The 23,558-nt window shown below is 67.4% G+C and carries 23 protein-coding genes; 13 read left to right on the top strand and 10 right to left on the bottom strand.

Annotated elements, in window-relative coordinates:
* The first annotated feature begins 3 nt into the window (after positions 1–3).
* The gene (gene rfbC, locus ACWEQQ_RS18280) at positions 4–573 is read left to right on the top strand and encodes a dTDP-4-dehydrorhamnose 3,5-epimerase (RefSeq protein ID WP_379402062.1); all 570 of its coding nucleotides are present in this window, start codon (positions 4–6) and stop codon (positions 571–573) included.
* Here rfbC and ACWEQQ_RS18275 read toward each other — a convergent pair.
* From ACWEQQ_RS18275 to ACWEQQ_RS18260, 4 genes are read right to left on the bottom strand one after another with little or no spacing between them, the layout of a single operon-like run.
* Positions 557–1,585 carry an NAD-dependent epimerase/dehydratase family protein gene (locus ACWEQQ_RS18275; RefSeq protein WP_452348982.1) on the bottom strand — a complete coding sequence of 343 codons (1,029 nt, stop codon included), beginning with the start codon at positions 1,583–1,585 and terminating at the stop codon, positions 557–559. The two genes, rfbC and ACWEQQ_RS18275, sit on opposite strands and share 17 nt — an antisense overlap.
* A 2-nt stretch (positions 1,586–1,587) precedes the next feature.
* Positions 1,588–2,238 carry a PIG-L deacetylase family protein gene (locus ACWEQQ_RS18270; RefSeq protein WP_452348981.1) on the bottom strand — a complete coding sequence of 217 codons (651 nt, stop codon included), beginning with the start codon at positions 2,236–2,238 and terminating at the stop codon, positions 1,588–1,590.
* Positions 2,235–3,017, bottom strand: a complete 783-nt coding sequence (locus ACWEQQ_RS18265) for a sugar phosphate nucleotidyltransferase (RefSeq protein ID WP_452343696.1) — start codon at positions 3,015–3,017, stop codon at positions 2,235–2,237. The genes ACWEQQ_RS18270 and ACWEQQ_RS18265 overlap by 4 nt, the downstream gene beginning before the upstream one ends.
* The gene (locus tag ACWEQQ_RS18260) at positions 3,014–4,279 is read right to left on the bottom strand and encodes a methyltransferase domain-containing protein (RefSeq protein ID WP_452349015.1); all 1,266 of its coding nucleotides are present in this window, start codon (positions 4,277–4,279) and stop codon (positions 3,014–3,016) included. The genes ACWEQQ_RS18265 and ACWEQQ_RS18260 overlap by 4 nt, the downstream gene beginning before the upstream one ends.
* Before the next feature lie 638 nt (positions 4,280–4,917).
* On the opposite strand from ACWEQQ_RS18260, the gene ACWEQQ_RS18255 reads away from it, so the two are divergent.
* From ACWEQQ_RS18255 to ACWEQQ_RS18245, 3 genes are all read left to right on the top strand, one after another.
* Positions 4,918–6,309, top strand: coding sequence for a sugar transferase (locus ACWEQQ_RS18255; RefSeq protein WP_452348980.1), 1,392 nt, complete (start codon positions 4,918–4,920; stop codon positions 6,307–6,309).
* A 161-nt stretch (positions 6,310–6,470) separates the two neighbouring features.
* Positions 6,471–7,697 (top strand): cytochrome P450, encoded by a 1,227-nt coding sequence (locus tag ACWEQQ_RS18250; protein WP_452343698.1) that lies wholly within the window; start codon positions 6,471–6,473, stop codon positions 7,695–7,697.
* Positions 7,698–7,768: 71 nt separating this feature from the next.
* Positions 7,769–8,497 carry a TetR/AcrR family transcriptional regulator gene (locus ACWEQQ_RS18245; RefSeq protein WP_354850554.1) on the top strand — a complete coding sequence of 243 codons (729 nt, stop codon included), beginning with the start codon at positions 7,769–7,771 and terminating at the stop codon, positions 8,495–8,497.
* On the opposite strand, the gene ACWEQQ_RS18240 is transcribed toward ACWEQQ_RS18245, so the two are convergent.
* The 3 genes from ACWEQQ_RS18240 to ACWEQQ_RS18230 form a co-directional block, all read right to left on the bottom strand.
* Positions 8,498–8,968, bottom strand: a complete 471-nt coding sequence (locus ACWEQQ_RS18240; protein ID WP_452348979.1) for a GNAT family N-acetyltransferase — start codon at positions 8,966–8,968, stop codon at positions 8,498–8,500.
* A gap of 21 nt (positions 8,969–8,989) precedes the next feature.
* Positions 8,990–11,221, bottom strand: a complete 2,232-nt coding sequence (locus ACWEQQ_RS18235) for an MMPL family transporter (RefSeq protein ID WP_452348978.1) — start codon at positions 11,219–11,221, stop codon at positions 8,990–8,992.
* A 140-nt stretch (positions 11,222–11,361) separates the two neighbouring features.
* A complete protein-coding gene (locus ACWEQQ_RS18230; protein ID WP_452343770.1) occupies positions 11,362–12,753 on the bottom strand; it encodes a threonine/serine ThrE exporter family protein in 1,392 nt (463 codons plus the stop codon).
* Positions 12,754–12,885: 132 nt separating this feature from the next.
* Between ACWEQQ_RS18230 and ACWEQQ_RS18225 the strand changes: the two genes are divergently transcribed.
* Positions 12,886–14,793 (top strand): acyl-CoA dehydrogenase family protein, encoded by a 1,908-nt coding sequence (locus ACWEQQ_RS18225; protein WP_452348977.1) that lies wholly within the window; start codon positions 12,886–12,888, stop codon positions 14,791–14,793.
* Positions 14,794–14,893: 100 nt separating this feature from the next.
* Here ACWEQQ_RS18225 and ACWEQQ_RS18220 read toward each other — a convergent pair whose 3' ends face one another.
* Positions 14,894–15,064 (bottom strand): hypothetical protein, encoded by a 171-nt coding sequence (locus ACWEQQ_RS18220; RefSeq protein ID WP_452348976.1) that lies wholly within the window; start codon positions 15,062–15,064, stop codon positions 14,894–14,896.
* 12 nt (positions 15,065–15,076) lie between these two features.
* Here ACWEQQ_RS18220 and ACWEQQ_RS18215 point away from each other — a divergent pair, with 12 nt between their 5' ends.
* The 3 genes from ACWEQQ_RS18215 to ACWEQQ_RS18205 are packed head-to-tail and all read left to right on the top strand — an operon-like array spanning position 15,077 to position 17,473.
* Positions 15,077–16,144, top strand: coding sequence for a catalase family peroxidase (locus tag ACWEQQ_RS18215; RefSeq protein WP_452343702.1), 1,068 nt, complete (start codon positions 15,077–15,079; stop codon positions 16,142–16,144).
* The gene (locus ACWEQQ_RS18210; RefSeq protein ID WP_452348975.1) at positions 16,141–16,773 is read left to right on the top strand and encodes a cytochrome b; all 633 of its coding nucleotides are present in this window, start codon (positions 16,141–16,143) and stop codon (positions 16,771–16,773) included. Before ACWEQQ_RS18215 ends, ACWEQQ_RS18210 begins: the two co-directional genes overlap by 4 nt.
* A gap of 31 nt (positions 16,774–16,804) precedes the next feature.
* Positions 16,805–17,473 carry a phosphatase PAP2 family protein gene (locus ACWEQQ_RS18205; RefSeq protein ID WP_452348974.1) on the top strand — a complete coding sequence of 223 codons (669 nt, stop codon included), beginning with the start codon at positions 16,805–16,807 and terminating at the stop codon, positions 17,471–17,473.
* On the opposite strand, the gene ACWEQQ_RS18200 is transcribed toward ACWEQQ_RS18205, so the two are convergent.
* Positions 17,448–18,335, bottom strand: a complete 888-nt coding sequence (locus ACWEQQ_RS18200) for a nuclease-related domain-containing protein (protein WP_452343705.1) — start codon at positions 18,333–18,335, stop codon at positions 17,448–17,450. The genes ACWEQQ_RS18205 and ACWEQQ_RS18200 overlap by 26 nt on opposite strands.
* Before the next feature lie 84 nt (positions 18,336–18,419).
* Positions 18,420–20,114 (bottom strand): GMC oxidoreductase, encoded by a 1,695-nt coding sequence (locus ACWEQQ_RS18195; RefSeq protein WP_452348973.1) that lies wholly within the window; start codon positions 20,112–20,114, stop codon positions 18,420–18,422.
* A gap of 216 nt (positions 20,115–20,330) precedes the next feature.
* Between ACWEQQ_RS18195 and ACWEQQ_RS18190 the strand changes: the two genes are divergently transcribed.
* From ACWEQQ_RS18190 to ACWEQQ_RS18170, 5 genes are all read left to right on the top strand, one after another.
* Complete coding sequence (locus ACWEQQ_RS18190) at positions 20,331–20,948, top strand: CDP-alcohol phosphatidyltransferase family protein (protein ID WP_354850575.1); 618 nt, start codon at positions 20,331–20,333, stop codon at positions 20,946–20,948.
* Between the two features lie 62 nt (positions 20,949–21,010).
* Positions 21,011–21,409, top strand: a complete 399-nt coding sequence (gene gcvH, locus ACWEQQ_RS18185) for a glycine cleavage system protein GcvH (RefSeq protein WP_364625017.1) — start codon at positions 21,011–21,013, stop codon at positions 21,407–21,409.
* Between the two features lie 185 nt (positions 21,410–21,594).
* Positions 21,595–22,062 (top strand): glycogen accumulation regulator GarA, encoded by a 468-nt coding sequence (gene garA, locus ACWEQQ_RS18180; protein WP_354850581.1) that lies wholly within the window; start codon positions 21,595–21,597, stop codon positions 22,060–22,062.
* A 44-nt stretch (positions 22,063–22,106) separates the two neighbouring features.
* Entirely contained in the window at positions 22,107–22,892 is a 786-nt protein-coding gene (gene ftsR / locus ACWEQQ_RS18175) for a transcriptional regulator FtsR (protein WP_364625020.1), read from the top strand.
* A gap of 67 nt (positions 22,893–22,959) precedes the next feature.
* Entirely contained in the window at positions 22,960–23,433 is a 474-nt protein-coding gene (locus tag ACWEQQ_RS18170; RefSeq protein ID WP_040807814.1) for a bifunctional nuclease family protein, read from the top strand.
* Positions 23,434–23,558 lie beyond the last annotated feature (125 nt).

Raw genomic sequence — 23,558 nt, 5'->3', positions numbered from 1 at the left:
CTGGTGCGTATCGAATCGACCGACCTCGCCGACGTCCTGATCCTGATCCCGCAGCCGTTCCGCGACGATCGCGGCCTGTTCACCAGAACCTTCGACGCCGAGGAATTCGACGCCCACCTGGGCACGCCCGGGGTGTCGGCGACGTTCGTACAGGACTCGCAGTCGCGCTCGCACCGGGGTGTGGTGCGCGGTATGCACGGCCGCTCCGGGCGCGGCGAGGCCAAGCTGGTGCGCTGCGCGCACGGCGCGGTGCACGACGTGCTCGTCGACATCCGCCCGGACTCGCCGACCTTCGGCCGCCGGCAGGCATTCCTGCTGGACGACACCGACTTCCGGCATCTCTACGTCCCGCCCGGCTTCCTGCACGGCTTCCAGGCGCTCACCGAGGTGGCCGATGTGTGCTACCGCATCGACCGCCCGCACGACCCGGCCGAGGACCTGGGCGTCGCCTATGACGATCCGGACCTGGCCATCACCTGGCCGCAGCCGGTGACCGTGGTGTCGGAGCGGGACGCGGGCGCGGGCTCGTGGCGCGAGCTGCTCGCCGCCCTTCATCTCACACCTCGGTCCTGATCCGGCGCAGCTCGTCGTCCAGCACCCCGGTCTCCTTCAGCGACTTCAGCCACGCCAGGCGGGTGAAACGCTGGAAGAAGGCCCCGGCGGTGAGCTCGCGCGCGCGGTACTCCCGGTACAGCTCGGCCGCGCCGTCCGGAATGCTCCACTCCGCTTCGAAGCCCAGTTCCTTGCGGGCATAACCGAAGTCGACCCGGTACGAGCGCGGGTCCGCACCGCTCTCGCCGGTGATGACCAGCGTGGATTCCGGGACCACGTCGACCACCGCCTGCGCGATCTGCGCGACCGTCAGATTATTGGCCTCGGTGCCGACGTTGTAGGCGCGGCAGTGCACGGCCTCGTCGGGCGCCGCCAGGCAGGCGGCGAAGGCGCGCGCGATGTCCTGCGCGTGCACCAGCGGCCGCCACGGCGTGCCATCCGAGAGCACCTTCACCTCACCGGTCAGCACCGCGTACCCGACCAGATTATTGAGCACGATATCGGCGCGCAGCCGCGGCGAGAACCCGAATGCCGTGGCATTGCGCAGGAATACGGGGGAGAAGCCGGAGTCGGCGATGGCGGCCACATCGTCCTCGACCCGGACCTTGGACTCGGCGTAGGGGGTGAGCGGACGCAGCGGCGCGTCCTCGGTCACCAGGCCGTCACCGGCCGCCCCGTACACCGAACACGTGGACGCGTAGAGGAATCGGCGCACCCCGGCGTCCTTGGCCAGCCGCGCCAGCCGGACCGACGCGTGATGGTTGATGTCGTAGGTGATCCGGGGCGCCAGCGCGCCCAGCGGATCATTCGACAGCGCCGCCAGATGCACCACGGCGTCGAAACCGGCGAGCTGATCGGCTGTCACATCGCGCAGATCCACCGCGAGGGCGGGCGGCGCGGGCGGTGCCTCGCCCAGCACGCAGTCCGCGAAAAGCCCGCTGTCCAGCCCTGTTACCTCATGGCCGGCCTGCTGTAGCAACGGCACCATGACGGTACCCAGATACCCCTGATGCCCGGTGACGAGCACGCGCATGACTATGCACCTCCGAAAGTGATGGTGGCCTTCTCGAGCAGAAACGCCTCGGCGTGCTGGGCGCGGCACTGCACCCCGCGCAGCCGGGACAGGGCCAGAAAGGACTGCTCATCGAACCAGTCCCGATTGCGCTGTGAGGGATAGTGTTTCACCAACAGCGTGGCTTTGCGCTCCGCGCAGCCCGCGGGCAGCGGATGGAACACCGCCGGCTGCGGGGTGTCGTTCTCCCACTTGAGGATCTCGTAGCCCAGGATCAGGTGGTCGCGGAACTCGGTGGGCGCCAGCTCGGCCAGCAGCCGGTGGTCCTGATGGGCGTCCCCGCGCTGCGGCGCGAACACCACCTGGGCCGCGCTGTCGCGGCGCAGCGCGCCCACCGCGTCCTTGACCCGCGCCCAGTGCGCGGGTGCGTAACCGTCCGGCACGTCCAGGATTCGCAGCTCCAGATCCGCGCCGGGACAGAAGGATTCGAGCGCGGCGCGCTCCTCCTCGGCGCGCTCGGTACCCGCGCCGGTGAGCACCAGCGCCCGGACCCGCAGCCCCGGCACGGCCTCGGCGATTGTCAGCAGCGTCCCGCCCAGCCCGATGGCGAGATCGTCGCAATGCGCCGCCAGCAGCGCGATCTCGGTGATCGCGCCGGTGTCGAGTCGGATCATGCGCTGCGCTGCTCCCACACCATCCACGGGCGGTCACCCTGCAGATAGCCGGTGTCCAGCTCGGCGCGCTCCTTGAAGGTGTCGGCGGGCTTCCAGAACCCGTGATGCTGATAGCCGAACATCCGGCCCTGCGCGGCCAGTGCGCCGCAGGCGTCCTCCACCAGATCCCCGCCGGGCGGCAGATGCTCGAAGATCTCCTGCGTCAGCACGAAATAGCCGCCGTTCTCCCAGATCGGCAGTTCCGAGACCGGCGTGATGTTCTTGACCTCCCCGGCCGAGTTCACGTCCACGCAGTGGAAGGAGGACTGCGGCGGCACGATCATCATGGAGGCCGCGGCCCCGGAATGCTGGAACCGGGTGATCATCTCGTCCAGTGGGGCGTCGGTGAGCACGTCGGCGTAGTTGGCCAGGAAGTACCGCTCGCCCGCGAGATGATCGCGCACCCGGCGCAGCCGCTCACCGATGGGCGACTCCACCCCGGTGTCGACGAAGGTGATGGTCCAGTCGCTGATGTCGGACTGCAGCAGCTCCACCTTGCCGCCGCGGATGACGAAGTCGTTGGACACCGACTCCTGGTAGGTGAGGAAGAAGTTCTTGATGTGCGCGGCGCCGTAGCCCAGGCACAGGATGAAGTCCTTGTGCCCGAAGTGCGCGTAGTAGCGCATGACATGCCAGATCAGCGGGCGCGGGCCCACCATCTGCATCGGCTTGGGGATCACGTCCTCGGTGCCGTTGCGCATCCGCATGCCGTAACCGCCGCAGAACAGTACGACCTTCACTTCGCTTGCCTTTCTGCATGAGTGGATGCGGCGGCGTCGTCGAGCGTCGCATGATGAAGGTGGGGGAGCGGGTAGACGATCTCGCCACCCCAGTCGGTGACGTGGCGCAGCTGCGCGGTGATCTCCCGTTCCAGGTTCCAGGGCAGCACCAGCACCACATCGGGGCGGTCGGCGTCGATCCGCTCCGGTTCGTGTATCGGGATGCGGGTGCCGGGTGTGAACCGTCCGTGTTTGTAGGGGTTGCGGTCGACGGTGTACTCGAGCAGGTCGGTGCGGATGCCGCAGTAGTTGAGCAGGGTATTGCCCTTGCCGGGAGCGCCGTAGCCCACCACGCGCTTGCCGGATGCCTTGGCGTCGAGCAGGAATCGCAGGAGATCCTGGCGCACCCGCTCGGTGTCGGGGCGCAGTTCGAGGTAGCCGGCGACCGCGTGCAGACCGGCATCGGCCTCGAGTCGGAATACCTCGGCAACCCGCGCGGTGGGGGCGCCGACGCCCTCGGGACGGGCCCACACGCGCAGCGAACCGCCGTGTGTGCCAATCAGTTCGCAGTCGATCACGGCCAGCCCGGCGGTGGCCAGGGCCCGCTGGGCCGACAGCAGCGTGTAGTACTGGAAGTGCTCGTGATAGATGGTGTCGAACTGGGCCAGCGCCACCAGGTTGAGCGCGTGGTGCACCTCGATGGACAGCCAGCCGTCGTCGGCCATGAGCGCACGCAGTGACCTGGTGAAGCCCAGCAGGTCGGGGACGTGAGCGTAGACATTGTTGGCCACCACCAGATGTGCCGGTCCGCGTTCGGCGCGCACCCGGGCGGCCAGCTCCTCGTCGAGGAAGGCGGTCTCGGTGGGTACGCCCTTGTCGCGTGCTGCCGCACCGACATTCACCGATGGCTCGATTCCCAGGCACGGGATGCCGGCGGCCACGGCGTGCTGCAGGAGATAACCGTCGTTACTTGCCACCTCAATTATGAAACTATTATCAGTCAGATTTAGCTGCGTGATTGCCTGATCGACGAAGAGCTTTGCATGCCGAACCCAGCTGTCCGAAAATGACGAATAGTAGGCATATTCCGTGAATGTTTCCTCCGGAGTGATGAGCGCCGGAATCTGCAGCAGCAGGCAATTTTCGCACAGCCTCAGGTGCAGCGGATATGTCGGTTCGCACAGGTCCAGTTCGCCGGCGGTGAGGAATTTTTCACACGGCGGTGTGGCGCCCAGATCAAGAACGCTGCGCAGTCGATCGGAATGGCAAAGACGGCATTGCACGAAGTTCCCCACCTTTCACCGAGTTCGGGCTGCCCGCGCAGCGCCGGATGACCTGTGGTCGGCTCGGTCCGGCCTTACGTTACAACAGGATTGCGTGGTGTTCGGGTCCCCGGCGAGTGACCGATGATGCCAAGCCAACTGGATTTCTGCGACCCGCAGAACCAGGCGTCCGGTCGGCAAACGCTCGAGCCGTGCAGTGCAAGGGTTTCGACCAGCTCACACGGTGGATCTTGCGTAGTTCAACCTGCGATTTTGCGAATAGGGGAAATAGGGGGCGGGGTGCGGGAAACCGGTCGTCACGAATCCCGTTACTTTTCGGAAACGTTGGGGCACTAAGGGTTACATCCTGCGCGCTACCGTGGTTGTGTAACATTCGGCATCTGGCCACCGAAAGACTCGGCGGCCACATCGGTTGTCATGGTCCTGAAAGCCCTTGGGAAACCGGCGTCGGCCGGTCGTTGGAACTGATCAGCGGGGATCGGAACCGAGTTCTCCCGTGGGGGAGGTGCGTTCGTTTCATGAGTTACGAAATTTCTGCCGGTCGCGCCGTGCGCGCGGCCCGGCCTCCACGTCCCGAGCCGCGCTCGGATCGTGAACGCTGGCAAGCGGATTACGCGCGTCGGCTGTTTATCAGTGACTTGATCGTTTTAGTACTATCCATCGGATTTGCCCAATGGATTCGCTTCGGCGGCGCGGGGGCCGAGCCGCCGCTGGCCTCCCAGCTACCGCTGGAAGTTCGCTACACCATGGTGTCGGCCGTGCTGGCACTGGCATGGTCGATCACGCTGACTCTCAGCGGCACCCGGTCGCCGCGCGTAATCGGCAGTGGCACAGAGGAATACCGGCGTGTGGTGGCCGCTTCCCTGAAGCTGTTCGGTGGGATAGCCATTGTGTCGCTGCTACTGCGGGTCGACATCGCTCGCGGCTATCTCGCCATCGCCCTGCCGCTCGGCATGATCGGGCTCATGGTGGAGCGGCGGATCTGGCGGCGCTGGGTGGCCGGGCGCCGCGCCCGCGGCCACTACCGCACCGCCATGCTGGTGGTCGGCAGCCCGGAGGCGGCGCGGGCCATGCTCGCGGCCTTCTCCCGCGACCGCGACTCCGGATACCAGGTGATCGGGGTGTGCACCCGGGACGAGGGGGCGGTCGCGGACGCCGCGCTGGAGGTGGGCGGACGGGAGATCCCGGTTGTCGCAAGCGATCACGCCGTGATCGAGGCGGTCCGGCGGACGGGGGCCGACACCGTCGCGGTCACCGCCACCGACAACCTCGGCCCGGCCGACTTCCGCCGGATGGCCTGGGAGCTGGACGAATTGGGCGCCGAACTGATCGTGACACCGGGCCTGGTGGACATCGCCGGCACCCGGCTCACCCACCGGGTGGTCGCCTCCATGCCCATGCTGCACGTGGAGAAGCCGCAGTACGACCGTGCGAAGTCGATTCGCAAGGGCGTCTTCGACTTCTGCTTCGCCTGCGCCGCCCTGCTGGCCATCGCTCCGGCGCTGGCCGCCATCGCGCTCGCGGTGAAGGTCACCAGTCGCGGTCCGGTCTTCTATCTCTCCGAGCGGATCGGCCGGGACGGTCGGCCTTTCCGGATGATCAAGTTCCGCAGCATGTACGCCGACGCCGAGGCGCACATCAATGCGCTCATCGAGAGCAACGGCGGCAACCCGCTGTTCTTCAAGGTGCGCGACGATCCGCGGGTGACCGCGGTCGGCAAGGTCATCCGCAAATACTCGCTCGACGAGCTCCCGCAGTTCTTCAACGTGCTGCGCGGCGAGATGAGCATCGTCGGCCCGCGTCCGCAGGTCCAGCGCGAGGTCGACTCCTACGACGGTGTCATGCGCCGCCGCCTGCTGGTGAAACCCGGCGTCACCGGTCTCTGGCAGGTCAGCGGCCGCTCGGATCTGACACCCGAGGATGCCATGCGCCTCGATCTGTCCTACGTGGAGAACTGGTCCATGGTCCTGGATCTGCTCCTGATCGCCAAGACGATCGGCGCGGTGACCAGGGGCGAGGGCGCATACTGACCGTCAATTCCGAAACCGACGCGCCCGCTGCGTTCCTCGCAGCGGGCGCGTCCTGTTTCCGGAGGCGGCAAAATCTAGTGAACGGGTTTTAGTAAAAGGTGTTCACAAACCCTGCTGTGGTGTGGTTCACTCGGTGGCGAACGTGTTCCAAAGGAGGTTCCGTGTCCGCGCCGTCCATCCCCACCGGTTTCGACTTCACCGACCCCGACCTGCTCGCGCAGCGTCTGCCGGTCGAAGAGTTCGCCGCACTCCGCAAGCAGGCCAAGCCCTTCTGGGTGCCGCAGGCCAATGGCCTCACCGGCTTCGACGATGGCGGCTACTGGGCCATCTCCCAGATGGATGACATCAAGGAGATCTCCAAGAGCCCGGAGACCTTCTCCAACGAGGAGAACACCGCGGTCATCCGCTTCTACGGCGACATCGCCCGCGAAGAGATCGAGGTACAGCGCTACCTGCTGCTGAACATGGACCCGCCGCGCCACACCAAGCTGCGCCGGATCATCTCCAAGGGCTTCACCCCGCGCGCCATCGAGTCGCTGCGCAACGCGCTGCGTGAGCGCGCCGAGCGAATCGTGCACGAGGCCAAGAAGAACGGCTCCGGCAACTTCGTCGAGCAGGTCGCGTGCGAGCTGCCGCTGCAGGCCATCGCCGAGCTCATCGGCATCCCGCAGGAAGACCGCGGCAAGATCTTCGACTGGTCCAACCAGATGATCGGCTACGACGACCCCGAGTTCAACGGTGACCACAAGGTCGCCACCGCCGAGGTCATGGGCTACTCCTGGAACCTGGCCGAGCAGCGCCGCGCCTGCCCGATGGACGACATCGCCTCCACCCTGCTGCAGGCCGACATCGACGGCGAGTCGCTGGCGTCGGACGAGTTCGCCTGGTTCGTGATCCTGCTGTCGGTCGCCGGCAACGAGACCACCCGCAACGCCACCACGCACGGTATGAAAGCGTTCGTGGACAACCCGGACCAGTGGGAGCTCTACAAGGAGCAGCGTCCGCGCACCGCTCCGGACGAGATCGTCCGCTGGGCCACCCCGGTCATCGCCTTCCAGCGCACCGCCATCGAGGACGTCGAGCTCAGCGGCCAGCTGATCCAGAAGGGCCAGCGCGTCGGCATGTTCTACAGCGCGGCCAACTTCGACGAGAACTACTTCGAAGACCCGTACACGTTCAACGTGCTGCGCAACCCCAACCCGCACGTCGGCTTCGGCGGCACCGGCACCCACTACTGCGTGGGCGCGAATCTGGCTCGGCTGCAGCTGGATCTGATCTTCAACGCGATCGCCGACGTGATGCCGAACCTGCACCAGATCTCCGAGCCGGTGCGCCTGCGCTCGGGCTGGCTCAACGGCATCAAGAGCTGGGAAGTCGCGTACGAATGAGCGTCCGGGCCCCGAGGAGGTAGTGTGCGTAACCCGGTAGGGGCCCCGTTCTTTCGACCTATGGAGTCAGCATGAGTGAACCTCGCCGACGCGGCCGGATGCCGGCGGTCAGCGACGCCGACATCCGGCGCGTCGCGCGGTCACTGCTGGTCGACCAAGGGCCCGACGCGATCACGCTGCGGGCCATCGCGCGGGAGCTGGGCATCACCGCTCCCGCGCTGTATCGGTACTACGAGTCCCGCGACGACCTCGTCGCCGCCGTCCGCACCGACGTATGTGCCGATCTGGCAAAGGATTTGGAGGCCGCCATCGAGGGCCTCCCCGACGACGCGGGCGTTCGCTTCTTCGCCATCTGCCGCGGTTTCCGCCGCTGGGCCCTCACTCACTCCCGCGAATTCACCCTGGTCTTCGCCTCCCCGGTCGGGGCCGGAATCACCAGCGCCATGCAGCAATTCGGCGAACCGGTCGGCCGCATCTTCCTCGGCGCCGCCGGCCGCCTCCTCACCGACTACGACGTCGTCACCCCGCCCACGGCCCTCATCCCGCCCGAGCTCCGCGACGACCTCATCAAATTCCAGACCGACCTGCTCCGCGTGCTCGCCGAATCCGGTCAGAAGTTCCCCGCCGAAAAACTGGACCTCGGCGTCAGCTACGTCATGATCCAGTTCTGGGCCCGCCTCTACGGCCACGTCACCCTCGAGGTCTTCGGCAACTACCCCATCCCGGTCAGCCACCCCGACGTCCTCTTCGACTCCACCCTCGCCGACATCGGCCGCGGCATCGGCCTCGTCGCCGACTGATCAGCCCACTGTCCGGTGGACGCGGCGCATGAAGCGTTCGCAGTCGTCATCCGGTGATGGTCCGGCGTCGACGAATCCGTGACGGACATACAACGCGATCGCACTGTCGTTGCCGGACTTGACCGAGAGCACGACATCGCGCCGGCCCGCCCAGTCCGCAACCGCGCGCACGGCCGCGTCGCCCACGCCGCGGCCGCGGGCCGACTCGGCGACCCACAGCGAGATCAGTTCTGCCGCTTCGTCGTCTCGGATGTAGGCGCCGGCCATCCCCACGGGCGTACCGTCCAGGCGCACGATGAAGTTGAGGGGGACATCGGTCAGCCGGGCGCGCCAACGCTGTTCGGTGTCGCCGGGTCCGCTCCACTCCGCGAGGGTCGAACCGAAGACCGCCGCCGATTCGGTCAGGGCCTGCAGCCGGAGTTCGCGCCACAGGGGCCAATCGTCGGGTCGGAGGACCTGGATGTCGATCATGGTGTCGGTTCCTGGGATGAATCAGCTTCGGGCGTCGGCCAATTCGGTGTGGCGTAGGTGAGCGGGTTCGTCGCGCAGGACGGGTTCGCTCAGGCCGATGCGTTGCTGGATGCGCTTCATCCAGGCCGGTGCCCACCAGACGCGGTCGCCCAGGAGCTTCATGGCGGCGGGGACCAGGAGCATGCGCAGAACGGTGGCGTCGATGATCAGGGCGGCGATCATGCCGTAGGCGATGTACTGCATGAGGACCAGGTCGGAGAAGGCGAAGGCGCCGGTGACCACCAGCAGGATCAGGGCGGCGGCGGTGATGATGCGGCCGGTCTGGGCGGTGCCGGAGCGGATGGCCTCCTCGGTGGTCGCGCCGCGCGCGCGGGCTTCGACCATGCGGGACACCAGGAAAACCTCGTAGTCGGTGGAGAGGCCGTAGATGATGGCGATGATCAGGAACAGGATGTTCGCTTGAATCGGCTGGGGGGTGAAGTTCAGCAGGGTCGCGCCGTGGCCCTCGGTGAAGATCCAGGTCAGGATGCCGAGCGTGGACCCCAGGCCGAGCACGCTCATGAAGGCGGCCTTCAGCGGGAGGACCAGGGATCCGAAGGTGAGGAACATCAGCAGCGTGGTCATGGCCAGCACCAGCAGGATCATCAGGGGCAGCCGTTTCAGCAGCGCGGCGATGGCGTCGTGCTGAACCGTCGGCACGCCGCCGACCAGCACGGTCATATCGTCGGGCACCGGCAGTGCCCGCAGATAGTCGATGGTCTTGTCGTACTTGGTGGAATCGATCAGATAGGCCTGGGTGCGATAGACGTTCGGCTGCGTCTGGGAGCGGGTCGGAATCTCGAAACCGGTCGAGACCCCGGTGGTGACCAGCCCGGGAGCACGGCTCGCCTGTTCGATGAAGGGACCGACCTCGGTGCTGTCACTGGCGGTGATGAGCAACTCGATCGGGTCGGGCTTGCGGAGCGGGAAATAGGTGTCGATCTGCTGCTGGGCAACACGAGTCGCATTGTCCGGCGGCAGATATTTCTCACTGAAGCCGCCGAAGGCGATATTGCGGACCGGCACGATCAGCACCAGCAATCCGAGGATCAGGACCGCGGTGATCTCGCGGGGATGCCGCATCACCCAGCTGGTGGACCGGCCCCAGAAGCCCTCCTCCACCTCTCGCGCCGAATCGGTACGACGGAATCGCTTGATACCCAGGGCATTCACCCATGGCCCGAGGATCGCCAGCATGGCGGGCAGAATCGTGACGGCTGTCAGCGCCGCCAGGGTGACGGTGGCGATCGCGCCGTACGCGATGGACTTGAGGAAACCCTGCGGGAACAGCAGCATGCCGCCCAGGCTGGCGACGATCATGGTGGCCGAGAACAACACCGTGCGGCCCGCGGTCATCACCGCGCGCCGCACGGCGGCGGGCGTGTCGTATCCGGCGGCCACCTCCTCGCGGAACCGGCTCACGATGAACAATGCGTAGTCGATGGCCAGGCCCAGGCCGATCATCGAAACGACCGGCGCCACGAAGGAATTCACCTCGGTCACATTGGTGATCGCCCGGACGATGCCGTTCGCGCCCAGAATCGTCAGCACGCCCATCAGGAGCGGCAGCGCCGCGGCGACCACGCCGCCGAAGATGAAGAACAACAGCACCGCCACCGCCGGAATGGCGAGCAGTTCCATGCGATGGGTATCGGCCGAAATGGTGTCGGTCAGGGCGGTCGAGACCGGCTGCAGGCCACCGACGTACACCTTGATACCCGGAATCGAGAACGCGTCCTTGACGGTCGTGGCGGCATTGTCCTTCAGCGCGACGGAGGCGACCGCGCGGGTCCGGTCCTTGGTGGCGAAGGCCGCGGAGGAACCACGGATGGCGGAGACCTCGGGCCAATACGTGGCGTACACGCCGGCGATGTCGTTCGGGAAGCGCTGGGTGAGCCCGTTGAGGCTGTCCACGATCGACTGGCTCACATCCGGATCGTCGACGGTCTTCCCGTCGGGCGCCTGATAGAGCACGATCACATCGGCGGCGTGGTTCGGCCCGAACGCCTTGGCGGCCAGCACCGCCGCCTGCGCGGACTCCGAGTTCGGATCGTCCAGACCGCCCGCGCTGAGCCGGCTCTCGAAGCCCCAGGCGTAGCCGCCGAGACCGAGCAGGGCGGCCGCCACGATACCCAGAACGAGAAAACGGTGGTTGGCTACGAGTTTTCCCCATAGCGCGAAGACATCGCGGTCACGCGGGCTTCTCGTGGTCATACTGCACGGTAGCAGTCAAGATCACGAGGAGTGAAAATCGTTGTATCAGAATACAATAAGTGAATTCCGGAACGTGATTTAGCGATAGAAAACAAGTATGGATCGTGGTGAAAAGGCCGTGCCGGATCGCCGGGCTGTGATCACCCGGAGCTGAGCCGTGGCCGGCGCAGCGAGCCCATCCGCTTCACGATCCGGGGCCGGCGCAGATCGCGGGCGATCCACTCACCCAGGGTCACACCGGCCGCCAGCGCCAGGCCGACGGCGAACGCGCTGAACAATTGGTTGAGCCCGACGATCAATTCGTCGTTGAGCAGCGCGTAGAGACCGCGATAGACGCGCAGACCGGGAAGCAGGGGAGTGATGCCCGCGACCGCCACCACCAACGGGGGAGTCAGGGCGCGGCGCGCCACCAGACCACCGGCCAGACCTACCACCGTGGCCGCCACACCCGACGACACGATCGGGCCGAATCCGAAGTGCTGGACCAGCAGATAGACGATCGTGGCCGCCGCACCGCTGACCGCCGCCGCCGCGACGGCGCGCCGCTCCGCATAACAGGCGAGCGCGAAGGCCGCCGAGGTGAGCGCGCCCGCGAACAGCTTCAGGGGCAGATTGGTCAGATCGCGGGTCGAGGTCATGTCGGCGATCGGAACCGTCGCCTCGAACACCTCCGCCACCCGCAGCGTGAACGCGATACCGGCGATGATGCCGCCGGTCATCATGATCACTTCCAGCATGCGCGCCGACGCGGTGATCGGCGCGCCGGTAATGGCGTCCTCGACCGCGCCGACCAGCTGTAAACCGGCCAGCAGCACCGTGATTCCGGCGGCGATGATGAGCGCGGGGTCCAGATGCAGGCTCTCGGCGAAGGTCGAGACCAGCACCGCGGGCACGGTGGCGATGATGCCGCCCACCATGTGCTGGAAGAAGAACGGCAGACCGCGCCGATTCAGGATCCGGTTGGTGCGATCGATCATGGTGGTGGCGGCGAAGCTCACCAGGGCGACGAGCAGGCCGCCATTGAGCAGCAGCGCCACCGCCGCCGCCATGACCGCCCAGCCGACCGTCGCGAGCCACCGCGGGTACGGGTGCGGCGCGGAAGTGATCTCGTCCAGCGCCGCCAGCGCCTCCTGCGGCGGCACCAGTTCCCGGCGGATGCGGCGGGTCAGCCGATCGGCCGCCGCGAGGCGGGTGAAGTCGAGCGACCGGTAATGCACGACGCGCATGGTGCTGTACGGCGGCAGCCGCGGTCCCCGGTCGGCGGAGATACGAATCGAGTTGTAGGTGACATCGATATCGCACTTGGACAGCCCGTAGGTGGAGGCGATGAATTCGATCTGCGTCGTGGTGTCCATGACCGCGGTCCCGGACGCCAGCACCACCTCGCCCACCCGCTCGGCCAGATCCATCACCTCGGTGACCGTCGCATCGTCGGTGACATCGATCGGCCGGACCGGAGCGGGCGCCTCGACCACCGCGTCGACCGTCGCGCGGCGGTCCGCGACCAAGCGGTCCACCGCGCCGGTCAGCATCCGACGCCACCGGGCGCGCAGCCCGGAAGGCGCCTCCGCCTCGATAGCCACATCGGTGCTCACATACAGCAACGTACACGGGTGCGGGAGATCACCAGGTTGAGCAGTTCGATGGCAGTAGTGTTTTCGAGTATGGCGACGAGCGGCGTTTCTATTTCGGAAGAGCTACGCGCAGCACTCGACGGCCCCTGGCGTGACGTGCGCGAACGCGCGCGGGGCATTCTCGACGACGACCGCCTCTACGGCGACCCCGCCCTCGACATCAAGGCGGCGCGGGCGCGCGTGCTGGACCAGATGCAGCTGGTCGCCTCCTTCGGCTGGGTAGAGGGCGGCTTCCGGCACCCGGACGGCAGCCCGGGTGACCCGGGCGCGGTGGTCACCGCGCTGGAGATGCTGGCCTACACCGACCTGTCGCTGTGGGTGAAAAGCGGTGTGCAGTGGGGTCTTTTCGGCGGTGCGGTCGAAAACCTGGGCACCGAGCGCCACCGCGAGTACATCGACGAACTGATTCCGCTGCGCCTGCTCGGCTGCTTCGCCATGACCGAGACCGGGCACGGCAGCGATGTCGCCAACCTGGAGACCACCGCCACCTACGATCCGGCGACCCGGGAGTTCGTGGTCCACAGCCCGACCCCCTCGGCCCGCAAGGACTACATCGGCGGCGCGGCCGAACACGCCTGCATGGCAGCGGTTTTCGCGCAGCTGATCACCGGCGGCGAGAGCAAGGGCGTGCACTGCTTCCTGGTGCCCATCCGCGACGAGGCGGGCAGCGATCTGCCCGGGGTGACCACCTCCGACTGCGGTCTCAAGGGCGGCCTGCCGGGTGTCGACAACGGCCGAATCCTGTTCGACCAGGTGCGGATTCCGCGGGAGAACCTGCTCAACCGCTACGCCGACGTCGCACCGGACGGCACCTACAGCTCCGAGATCGAGAACCCCAGCCGCCGCTTCTTCACCACCCTCGGCACCCTCGTGCGCGGCCGGATCAGTGTCGGCGGCGCGGCCTCGGCGGCCACGCGGGTCGCGCTCAGCATCGCCGTCCGCTACGCCGAGCAGCGCCGCCAGTTCGCCGACCCCGACACCGGCGAGGAGACGGTGCTGCTGGACTACCGCAGCCATCAGCGCCGTTTGCTGCCGCTCGTAGCGCGTTCCTACGCACTGGCTTTCGCGCAGAACGATCTCGTGCACCGCATGCACCTGGTGCAGACCGGCCAGACCGCCGACCCGCGCGCCCAGCGCGCCCTGGAGAACCGCGCCGCCGGACTCAAGGTCGCCCAGACTCGCCACGCTACCCAGGCGATCCAGGAATGCCGCGAAGCCTGCGGCGGCGCAGGCTATCTCACCGAGAACCGCCTGGTCACCCTCAAGGCCGACACCGATGTGTTCACGACCTTCGAAGGCGACAACGTGGTCCTGACCCAGCTGGTAGCCAAGGACTTGCTGACCGCCTACGCCGATGAGGTGCGCGACCTCGATGCCCTCGGCTGGGTGCGCTTCGCGGCCACCATGGCGCGCGATGTGGTGCGCGAGCGATCCGGTGTGCGGCAGATGATCCAGCGTCTGCGCGACCGCGGCGACGAATCCGTCGACGAGGCCGACCTGTCCCGGCGGTCGGTCCAGTTGCAGCTGTTCGCCGATCGCGAGGACTACATGGTCCGCACCGCCGCGCACCGGCTCCAGGCCCGCGCCAAGGAGACCGGGCCCTTCGAGGCGTTCAACAATGCCCAGGACCACATCCTCGCCGCCGGCACCGCGCACATCGAGCGGTTGGTGCTGGAGGCCTTCATCGACGGCATCGCGGAGATCGAGGACCCGGACGCGCGCGCCCTCGCCGATTCCCTCTGCGACCTGTATGTCTACTGGACCATCGAGCAGAACCAGGCCTGGTACATCATGCACCGGTTCATGTCCGTGGAGCGGGCCAAGGCGGTGCGCCGCGGCGTCAACGAACTCGTCGATCGGCTGCGGCCGCACGCGCTCACCCTGATCGAGGGACTCGGCGTCCCGGAGGGCCTGCTGCGCGCCGCCATGCTCGGCTGACCCCGAGCGCCGTCGCGGCTGAATCCTGTTGCCGCCGTGCATCGTTGAGAGATTGCACACACGATCCACACAATCAAGGCCGTCTCACCCCGGACCGAACTCATGCCGAGCCGGGACCCGCCGCCGCGACGGCACGGTCGGGCTGATCGTCGCCACCGTCCACGGCGCGCGAGTTCTTACGGAACCGTGAAGTCGCGCCGATACCCGCCGTGTCGGTTGGCGTCCGCACCCGCTCGCGCGGCATTGTCTCTCCCGTTTCGACGATCGACACGAGGAGATACGAATGGGCGAGGAGAACGGTCCGCTACGCCTGAATCGGCGCGCGCTGCTGGCCGCGGCGGTGATCGCCGGTGCGGGAACCGCCGGCGTCGGCGGATTCCTGTTCGCGGAGAATGCCATCGGCCCGGCGCGGCTGACCGCCCGGCGCATCGTCGACGGCCTGCAGGCCGCCAACGGTTTCGTCCCGGGCTATCGGCGCAACCATGCCAAGGGCGTCGCGGTGGCGGGACGCTTCGAGAGCAACGGGGCCGGAACCGAGCTGTCGACGGCCGCGGTGTTCCGGCCCGGCAGCTACCCGGTGGACGGGCGGTTCTCGCTGGCGGGCGGCAAGCCCTTCGCGCCCGACGTTCTCGACGCGCGCCGGGGGCTCGGACTGCGGATCACCCTGCCCGCCGGTGAGGAATGGCGGCTGGCGCTGCTCAATATCCCCGTCTTCACCGACGCCTCCGCCCAGGACTTCCACGACCGGACCGCGGCCTATGCGCCCGACCCGGCCACCGGGAAACCGGATCCGGAGCGAGTCCGCGCCTATCTGGCCACCCACCCGAAAACCGCTGCCGCACTGGAGGTCATCAAGCGGAACCCGCCGACGGCGAGCTTCGCCACCTCGACCTTCCACGGCCTCAACGCCTTCGAATGCGTCGACGCGGACGGCACCCGGACTCCGGTCCGCTGGCGGCTCGAACCCGAAACCACCGGCGCCACCGGTGCATCCGGTGACGATCAGCTCTTCACCGGGCTGGTCCGGGACCTCCGCCGGGAATCGCTGCGTTGGAAACTGATCGCGGTGGTGGGCAATCGCGGCACCGATCCGACACACGACCCGACCATCCCCTGGCCGGCGGAGCGACGCGGCATCGACACCGGCACACTGGTTTTGACCGGGGTTCAGAGCGAGTCCGCGGCCAATGTGCGGGATGTCAACTTCGATCCGCTGGTCCTGCCGAACGGCATTGCGGCCTCGGACGACCATGTGCTGCAAGCCCGCTCGGCCGCCTATGCCGAGTCGTATCGACGCCGGGCGGGCGAGACCGCGACCCGGCAGCCGCTGCGGGTGGAGGGTCTGGCATGAGCGGGGCGATGGAACCGGCCGGGACCACGGTCGACGAAGCGGATCCGACGACACCGGACGGGCCGGAGGCCGACGCCACGGCGCCCGCCGAGCCCACCCCGCGGGCGGGCCATTTCGACCTGACCACGCGGGCGCTGCACTGGCTGATGGCCGTGCTCATCGTGGCCATGCTGTTCCTCGGGGCCGCCCTGGTCGGATCGGTCGGGGATTACGGCGTGCTGCTGAGCGTCCATCGGACGGTCGGCATCGCCATCCTGGTGCTCGGCGTGGCGCGGCTGGTCAACCGGCTGCTGCGGCGGGCGCCCGCCCCGGCGGCGCTGTCACCGGCCGAGCGCCGGATCGCGATGGCGTCGGAGCTGTCGTTGTACGCGCTGTTCCTGCTCCAGCCCGTCGTCGGCTGCGCGCTGGTGTCGGCCTCCGGGATTCCGGTGCGGATCGGGGGCGGCATCCATCTGCCCGCGATCGCGCCGGAGAACGCGCACCTCTACGCACAGTTGCGCACGTTGCACTCCTGGCTGGCCTATCTGCTGCTGGCCCTGTTCACCGCCCATATGTCCGCGGTGCTGTGGCATGCGATCGGGCTGCGGGACGGGCTGCTGCGGCGCATGCTGCGCGAGCGCCGATCCTGAGGCGCGGGCGGGCCGTCGGTATCGTGCAGCCGTGACTCGATCGACCGCGCCCGCCCCCACCCCGCCGGATCACCGGATACGCCGTGCCGCCCTGCCCGCTGTCGTGCTGGCGGGGGTCATCGTCACTGTGCTTGTGCCGCTGTCGTTTCCGGCGGGCGGCGGGTCGACGAGCGCGGATCTGGTGCTGGAGCGCGATATCCACTCGGGGCTGGACGTGCACACGTGGGTGTACCGAGTCCTGGTGTTCCCCAGTAACAGTTATGTGGTTCTGCCGCTGCTGTGCGCCTCCGCGGCGTGGTTCGCTTACCGCCGCCAATGGTGGCAGGCCGGATTCGCCCTGGTGGCCCCCGAGCTGGTGGTGGCCGTCAATACCTTTGCGCTCAAACCGTTCTGGGACCGCAGGCTCGACCACTATCTCGCCTACCCCAGCGGGCACACCGTCCAGCTGGTCGCGGTCGTCACCGCCTTCGCGCTCGTGGCCGAATCCGCCCGCGTGCGGACCGGCACGGTGATCGTCATGGTGGTGGTGCTGCCGGCCGTCATGATCGGCATGGTGGGCTTCGGATACCACCATCCGACCGATGTCCTGGGCGGAACGGCGGCCGCGGTCGCGCTCGTGACCGCCCTCTACCTACCGTTCCGCTACTTCACGGCTACACCGGTTGCGGCGCCGTCTAATACGACGCCGCCCCCGCGATGATGAACCACACCACCCACAGCACAGCCACCAGGAAGCCGAGCGTCAGCATCACCCGCATGAGCCCGCGGGTCACCTCGATCCGGTCGCTGCGGCGCGGGTAGAGCTTGCGCGGGCTGAACCACGGCTCGGGGATGTTCAGACCGCGTGCCGACGCGTGCTCGCGCTCCAGCCGGGCCTGCTCCTCGGCGAAGGCCTCGGCCTGGGCCTGCTGCGGACCGCCGTGCCACAGCGTCGGATCCACCGGGCCCAGGAAGCCCTCGTTCAGCAGATCCTGCGGCGCGGGCAGGTACGGCAGGATGCCCAGACCGCGGAACGCCCAGGCCACGTCATTGGCCGACCACTGCGGCCGCCCGCGCGAGAGCAGGCTGGTGAAGTGGTCGCGCAGCCGCCGCTCGTCGCCCAGCAGCACCTGGAAGCTGGGATCGTTCCACAGCTGGGTGACCCGCAGATTCGAACCGGGCGCCGGCACCACCAGCACGATGCCGTGGATGACGCGCTGCCCGAGTCCCCGTTCGGCCAGCCAGTTCTGCAGCGCGAAGGTGTGATCGCGGGACTTGTCCAGCGGACTGCGCTTGTCGCCGCCCTCGAAGGTGATGATCCGGTCGCCGACCCGCCAGGGGCCGTTGACCGGAATCTCGAGCTCGCCGTCCATGCGCTCCGACAGCGCCTCGGCCTCGATCACCACACAGCTGGTCGGCGTCCACACCACCGCGTCGAACGGATGCAGCTTATCGCCGTGGAACAGACTGCAATTGACGGTGGCGACGCCCTTGGGATCGGTGCTGCCCTTCCAGGTTCGCAGCCAATCGATGAGCACCTTCTCGGCGTGGCTGCCGGCGGCGTTCTGCACTCGGACGAGCATCGGCTCTCACCTTCCTCGTCGAATCGATACCGGGAAATGGTACGGGCACAACACCCCAAATTACCGCCGGGCACGCCGCCGCGCTCAGTTCGCGGAGAGCTCGTGATCGTTCGGGAACAGGGGCAGTCGCAACGCGCCGGGCGCGAAGTCCGGCACCACCGCGTGCTTGGGCGCGACGGGGCGGATCCGACGATACGCGGCGCCCAGCTCTGGCCGCGGATCGGCCTCGTTTCGGTTGGGCCAGAACGCCATTGCGCGCTCGGCCTGGGCGGTGATGGTCAGCGACGGGTTCACGCCCAGGTTCGCCGTCACCGCCGAGCCGTCGGCGACATGCAGGCCCGGATGGCCGTACACGCGTTGATACGGGTCCACCACACCGCTTTCCGGGCCCTCGCCGATGACGCAGCCGCCGATGTAGTGGGCGGTGGCCGGGATGTTGAACACGTCCATGGCCAGCATCTGCACGTCGCCGTCGACCTTCGCCCCGAAGCGGCGGCCGACATCGTGCGCGAGCGGGATCCAGGTCGGATTCGGCTTGCCCATGCCCTGTTTGGTCTTCAGCTGCCCCCAGCGCCGGAACGAGGTCAGCGAGTTGTCCAGCGACTGCATGACCAGCAGGATGACCGACTTCTCCGACGCCCGGCGGGCATTGAGACTGCGCGCGAACACCACCGGGTGCAGCAGCATGGCCAGCAGGAAGCGCAGGAACCGGAACGCGCCGCCGTCCACCAGCGGCACCGACAGCGGGAACAGGCCGTTCTGGCCCTTGCCGTAGTGGCACACCTCGACATGGGTGTCGGGCTCGGGATGGATCGAGGAGGTGATGGCGATGCCCTCGGCGAAGTCGTCGCGGGCCTTGCTCACCACGTTCAGGATGGCCTCGGAGTTGGACCGGGTCAGCTCGCCCAGCCGCGGCGACAGGTTCGGCAGCACACCCTCGTCCCGCATCTTGTGCAGCAGCTTCTGGGTGCCCAGCGCGGCCGCCGCGAACACCACCTGCTCGGCGGTGAACACCTTGCGCCCCTTGCGGATCCAGCGATCCGAGCGCTGCGTCTCGATGGCGTAGCCGCCGCCGGTCATGGGCCGCACCTTGGTGGCCGTGGTCAGCTCGAACACGTGCGCGCCGGCCTGCTCGGCCAGGTACAGGTAGTTCTTGGGCGTGGTGTTCTTGGCATTGTGCGGGCAGCCGGTGAAGCAGCGCGCGCAGTGGATGCAGCCGGCCCGGCGCGGTCCCGCCCCGCCGAAGTACGGGTCGTCCACCTCCTCGCCCGGCGCGGCCTCGTTGAAGAACACGCCCACATTGGTGGTGTGGAAGGTGTCGGCCACGCCCAGATCCTCTGCCACCGAACGGATCACGTCGTCGGCCGGGGTCATGCGCGGATTCGGGGCCACGCCCAGCATGCGCTGCGCCTGGTCGTAGTACGGCGCGAGCTCCGAGCGCCAGTCGGTGATGTGGGCCCACTGCCGGTCGGTGTAGAAGGCCGGCAGCGGCTCGTAGAGGGTGTTGCCGTAGATCAGCGACCCGCCGCCCACGCCCGCCGCCGAGAACACCGCGCACTTGCCCAGAATGCTGATGCGCTGGGTGCCGGTCAGCCCCAGCCGCGGGGCCCAGATCGACTTGCGCACATTCCAGTTCGTCCTGGGGATGTCCTCGGCGTTCCAGCGGCGGCCGGATTCCAGCACGGCGACCCGATAGCCCTTCTCGCTCAGGCGCAGCGCGCTCACACTCCCCCCGAACCCGGAGCCGATAACGACGACGTCATAGTCGAAGTCGGGCATGGTCTTTCCTCTCCCTGGGCTGTACCGATCAGCCTTCACCACTCGGGCCCGAACCGCAGCACGCCCCGCGAATTCGCACCCTCCAATACGATGAGAAAATACTGATGTCATTCTCTCATCGGGTGAGTATGACAGCGAACATATCGGTGGGCTCCGGCGGCGGCGCGGCGGCGTGCCCGGATGGAGATGGCGCAGCGATTGGGGTATGACCGGGTTGTGACAACCGAGCGGAATGCCGAACCGGTCTACAGCGACCGCATCCTCACCGTGCCCAACGTGCTCAGCGTGATCCGGTTGATCGGCGTCCCGGTTTTCCTGTGGCTGCTGCTCGCCGAGAAAGCCGACGGCTGGGCCTTCACGCTGCTGGTTCTCAGCGGCATCACCGACTTCCTGGACGGCAAGCTGGCCCGGCTGCTGGATCAGTCGTCCAAACTGGGCGCCATCCTCGATCCGCTGGTGGATCGCCTCTACCTGCTGGCGACCCTGGGCGGCTTCCTGATTCGCGGCATCCTGCCCTGGTGGGTGGTGCTGATCCTGGTCGGCCGCGATGCGATCCTGACCCTCACCCTCGGCATCTACCGGCGCCGCAACCTCCCCCCGCCCGAGGTCATCTACCTGGGCAAGGCCGCCACCTTCGCGCTGATGTCCGCGCTGCCCTGGCTGCTGGCGGGGCAGATGGACTGGGCGGCGGCAGGTTTCGGCCGCGCGTTCGGTGGTGCATTCTTGATCTGGGGCACGGCGGTCTACGTCTGGACCGGAATCCTGTATCTCCGCAAAGCCGTCGCCGTGGCCCGAGCGATACCGCCCGTGCCACACCATGATCACTCCCGATAGGGTGTGCGGCGGACGGATCGACGACGATCCCGAGAGGAACGCCCGTTGAAAGGACACTGCCAGTGACCGCAGTACCCGAGGATTTGCGCTACTCCGAAGAGCACGAGTGGGTGAGCAAAGTGGGTCCGACCCGGGTGCGGGTGGGTATCACCGATTACGCGCAGTCGCAGCTGGGTGACGTCGTGTTCGTGCAGCTGCCGGCGGTGGACTCCGACGTGGCGAGCGGTGACAGCATCGCCGAGATCGAATCCACCAAGAGCGTGTCCGACATCTACGCCCCGCTGGCCGGGAAAGTCGTTGCGGTGAACGATCTTCTGGATGCCGAACCCGAGACGGTCAACTCCGACGCCTACGGCGACGGGTGGCTCTTCGAGGTCGAGGCGGAGTCCGCCGAGGCGCTCGAAGCGGCGCTCGGAAAGCTCCTCGATGCCGCAGGTTATCAAGGAGTTATCGGAGGCTGAAGGAGCCTTCACAGTTCTACCTGCACGGGTACGCCCTGGCAGGGTACGGTCAATGCCAACAGAAGTGCGCGCAGCCGGTGTCCGGATTATCCGGACCTACCCGAAGCGGGGAGCGGCCGGAGTGCCGCATCGCTGAGGGCATCAACTGCTTGCATGGATTATTCGGTTCGAGGAGGAGAGCAAGGGTGAGCGAGAACAAGGACCCGGGTTACCAGGAAACGGCAGCAGAGACCACTTCGGTGTTCCGTGCCGACTTCCTGAACGAGGTCGACACGTCGCGCACCGAGCAGACCGGCGAGCAGCCGGTGCAGGGAGTGGAGGGCCTGCCCGCGGGCGCGGCCCTGCTGGTGGTCAAGCGTGGTCCGAACGCCGGCTCGCGCTTCCTGCTCGACCAGCCGACCACCTCGGCGGGACGCCATCCCGACAGCGACATCTTCCTGGACGATGTCACCGTCAGCCGGCGTCACGCGGAATTCCGCCAGGACGACGACACCTTCCAGGTCGTCGATGTGGGCAGCCTCAACGGCACCTACGTCAACCGGGAGCCGGTGGATTCCTCGGAGCTGCAGAACGGTGACGAGGTCCAGATCGGCAAGTTCCGTCTCGTCTTCCTGACGGGACCGCGACCGGCGACGAGCGACTCGGGTCTATAGGACCGAGCGGAATGACTGGCGCAGCGCAGTGGACGCGCGGAGGCATGTCGATCGGCTCCGTGCTGGATCTCCTGCGTCCGGATTTTCCGGACATCACCATCTCCAAGATCCGATTCCTGGAGTCGGAGGGCCTGATCAGCCCGGAGCGCACGCCCTCGGGGTACCGCCGCTTTCATGTGGCGGACGTCGAGCGTCTGCGCTTCGTGCTGACCGCGCAGCGGGATCAGTACCTGCCGTTGAAGGTGATCAAGGAACAGCTCGAAGCGATCGACAGTGGGGCGGCGACGCTCGGGGTCCGGGAGGCCCGGGCCCGGGCGAACGCCGTGGGAGGGGCCGTGCCCGATTCCAGACCTGGGCCCGACACGAGAGATGGTCTGTCGCCCAATGGAGGCGGCCGCCTGCGGCGGCTGACCGCCGTGCCCGGTGAGGTATCGCCCGAGGAGCTCCGGTTCGACCACGAAATCCGGATCACCCGGGCGGATCTGCTCGAGCAGGCGGGCATCGACGAGAAGTTCCTGACCGAGCTGATTCGCGCCAACCTCATTACCCCCGGTGCCGCAGGCTATTTCGACGGCGACGCCGTCACGCTGGCCCGCACCGCCAAGGCTCTGAGCGAATTCGGTTTGGAGGCAAGGCATCTGCGCGCCTTCAAACTGGCCGCCGATCGCGAGGCCGCCATGGTCGCGCAGATCGCGGCGCCGATCGCCAAGAGCCGCGACGCGGATGCCCGCGCCCGGGCCGAGGAGACGGTCCGCGAGTTGGCGGCATTGTCGCTGACTCTGCACACCTGCCTGGTGAAGACCTCTGTGCGCGCTTCCCTCGGGGGCTGAATTCTTCGCCTAGACTCGGTATTACAGCCGGGTTGGGCGGCCGGTGAGGATCTTGGGAGGCAGTGCGATGAGCGAAATGCGTGTGATCGGCATCCGTGTCGAACAACCACAGAATCAGCCCGTGCTGTTGCTCCGAGAGGTCTCCGGCGACCGCTATCTACCTATTTGGATCGGCCAGGCCGAGGCCACCGCGATCGTGCTGGAGCAGGAGGGCGTCACGCCCATCCGCCCGCTGACCCACGATCTGATCAAGATCCTGATCAAGGAGCTCGGGCACACCCTCAAAGAGGTGCGGATCGTGGATCTGCAGGAGGGCACCTTCTACGCCGACCTGGTCTTCGAGAACGATCTGCGCATCTCCGCGCGGCCCTCGGATTCGGTGGCCATCGCGCTGCGGGTGGGCTGCCCGATCTATGCCGAGGAGCCGGTACTGGAAGAGGCCGGACTGGTCATGCCGGACGAGCGCGAGGACGAGGTCGAGAAGTTCAAGGAGTTTCTCGAATCGGTATCTCCCGACGATTTCAAGGCCACGGACAGCTGACCAGTTCCTGACCTGGTAATGATCTCCAAACGGGACAAAACAGGGTCTCTACCTCAGGTTTAGGGTTAAAAACACGCGGCTGATCAAGCTTTGCCGGTGCCGATTCTGCCGCGACAATCAGGGGA

The sequence above is a fragment of the Nocardia sp. NPDC004123 genome (assembly GCF_053603795.1).
This window is presented reverse-complemented; position numbering and strand designations above follow the sequence as displayed.

Coding starts and splice junctions, on each gene's coding strand:
- ACWEQQ_RS18275 (WP_452348982.1), bottom strand. CDS start 1,585: ATGCGCGTGCTCGTCACCGGGCATCAGGGGTATCTGGGTACCGTCATG.
- ACWEQQ_RS18270 (WP_452348981.1), bottom strand. CDS start 2,238: ATGATCCGACTCGACACCGGCGCGATCACCGAGATCGCGCTGCTGGCG.
- ACWEQQ_RS18245 (WP_354850554.1), top strand. CDS start 7,769: ATGAGTGAACCTCGCCGACGCGGCCGGATGCCGGCGGTCAGCGACGCC.
- ACWEQQ_RS18240 (WP_452348979.1), bottom strand. CDS start 8,968: ATGATCGACATCCAGGTCCTCCGACCCGACGATTGGCCCCTGTGGCGC.
- ACWEQQ_RS18235 (WP_452348978.1), bottom strand. CDS start 11,221: ATGACCACGAGAAGCCCGCGTGACCGCGATGTCTTCGCGCTATGGGGA.
- ACWEQQ_RS18230 (WP_452343770.1), bottom strand. CDS start 12,753: ATGCTGACCGGCGCGGTGGACCGCTTGGTCGCGGACCGCCGCGCGACG.
- ACWEQQ_RS18225 (WP_452348977.1), top strand. CDS start 12,886: ATGGCGACGAGCGGCGTTTCTATTTCGGAAGAGCTACGCGCAGCACTC.
- ACWEQQ_RS18215 (WP_452343702.1), top strand. CDS start 15,077: ATGGGCGAGGAGAACGGTCCGCTACGCCTGAATCGGCGCGCGCTGCTG.
- ACWEQQ_RS18210 (WP_452348975.1), top strand. CDS start 16,141: ATGAGCGGGGCGATGGAACCGGCCGGGACCACGGTCGACGAAGCGGAT.
- ACWEQQ_RS18200 (WP_452343705.1), bottom strand. CDS start 18,335: ATGCTCGTCCGAGTGCAGAACGCCGCCGGCAGCCACGCCGAGAAGGTG.
- ACWEQQ_RS18195 (WP_452348973.1), bottom strand. CDS start 20,114: ATGCCCGACTTCGACTATGACGTCGTCGTTATCGGCTCCGGGTTCGGG.
- ftsR (WP_364625020.1), top strand. CDS start 22,107: ATGTCGATCGGCTCCGTGCTGGATCTCCTGCGTCCGGATTTTCCGGAC.
- ACWEQQ_RS18170 (WP_040807814.1), top strand. CDS start 22,960: ATGAGCGAAATGCGTGTGATCGGCATCCGTGTCGAACAACCACAGAAT.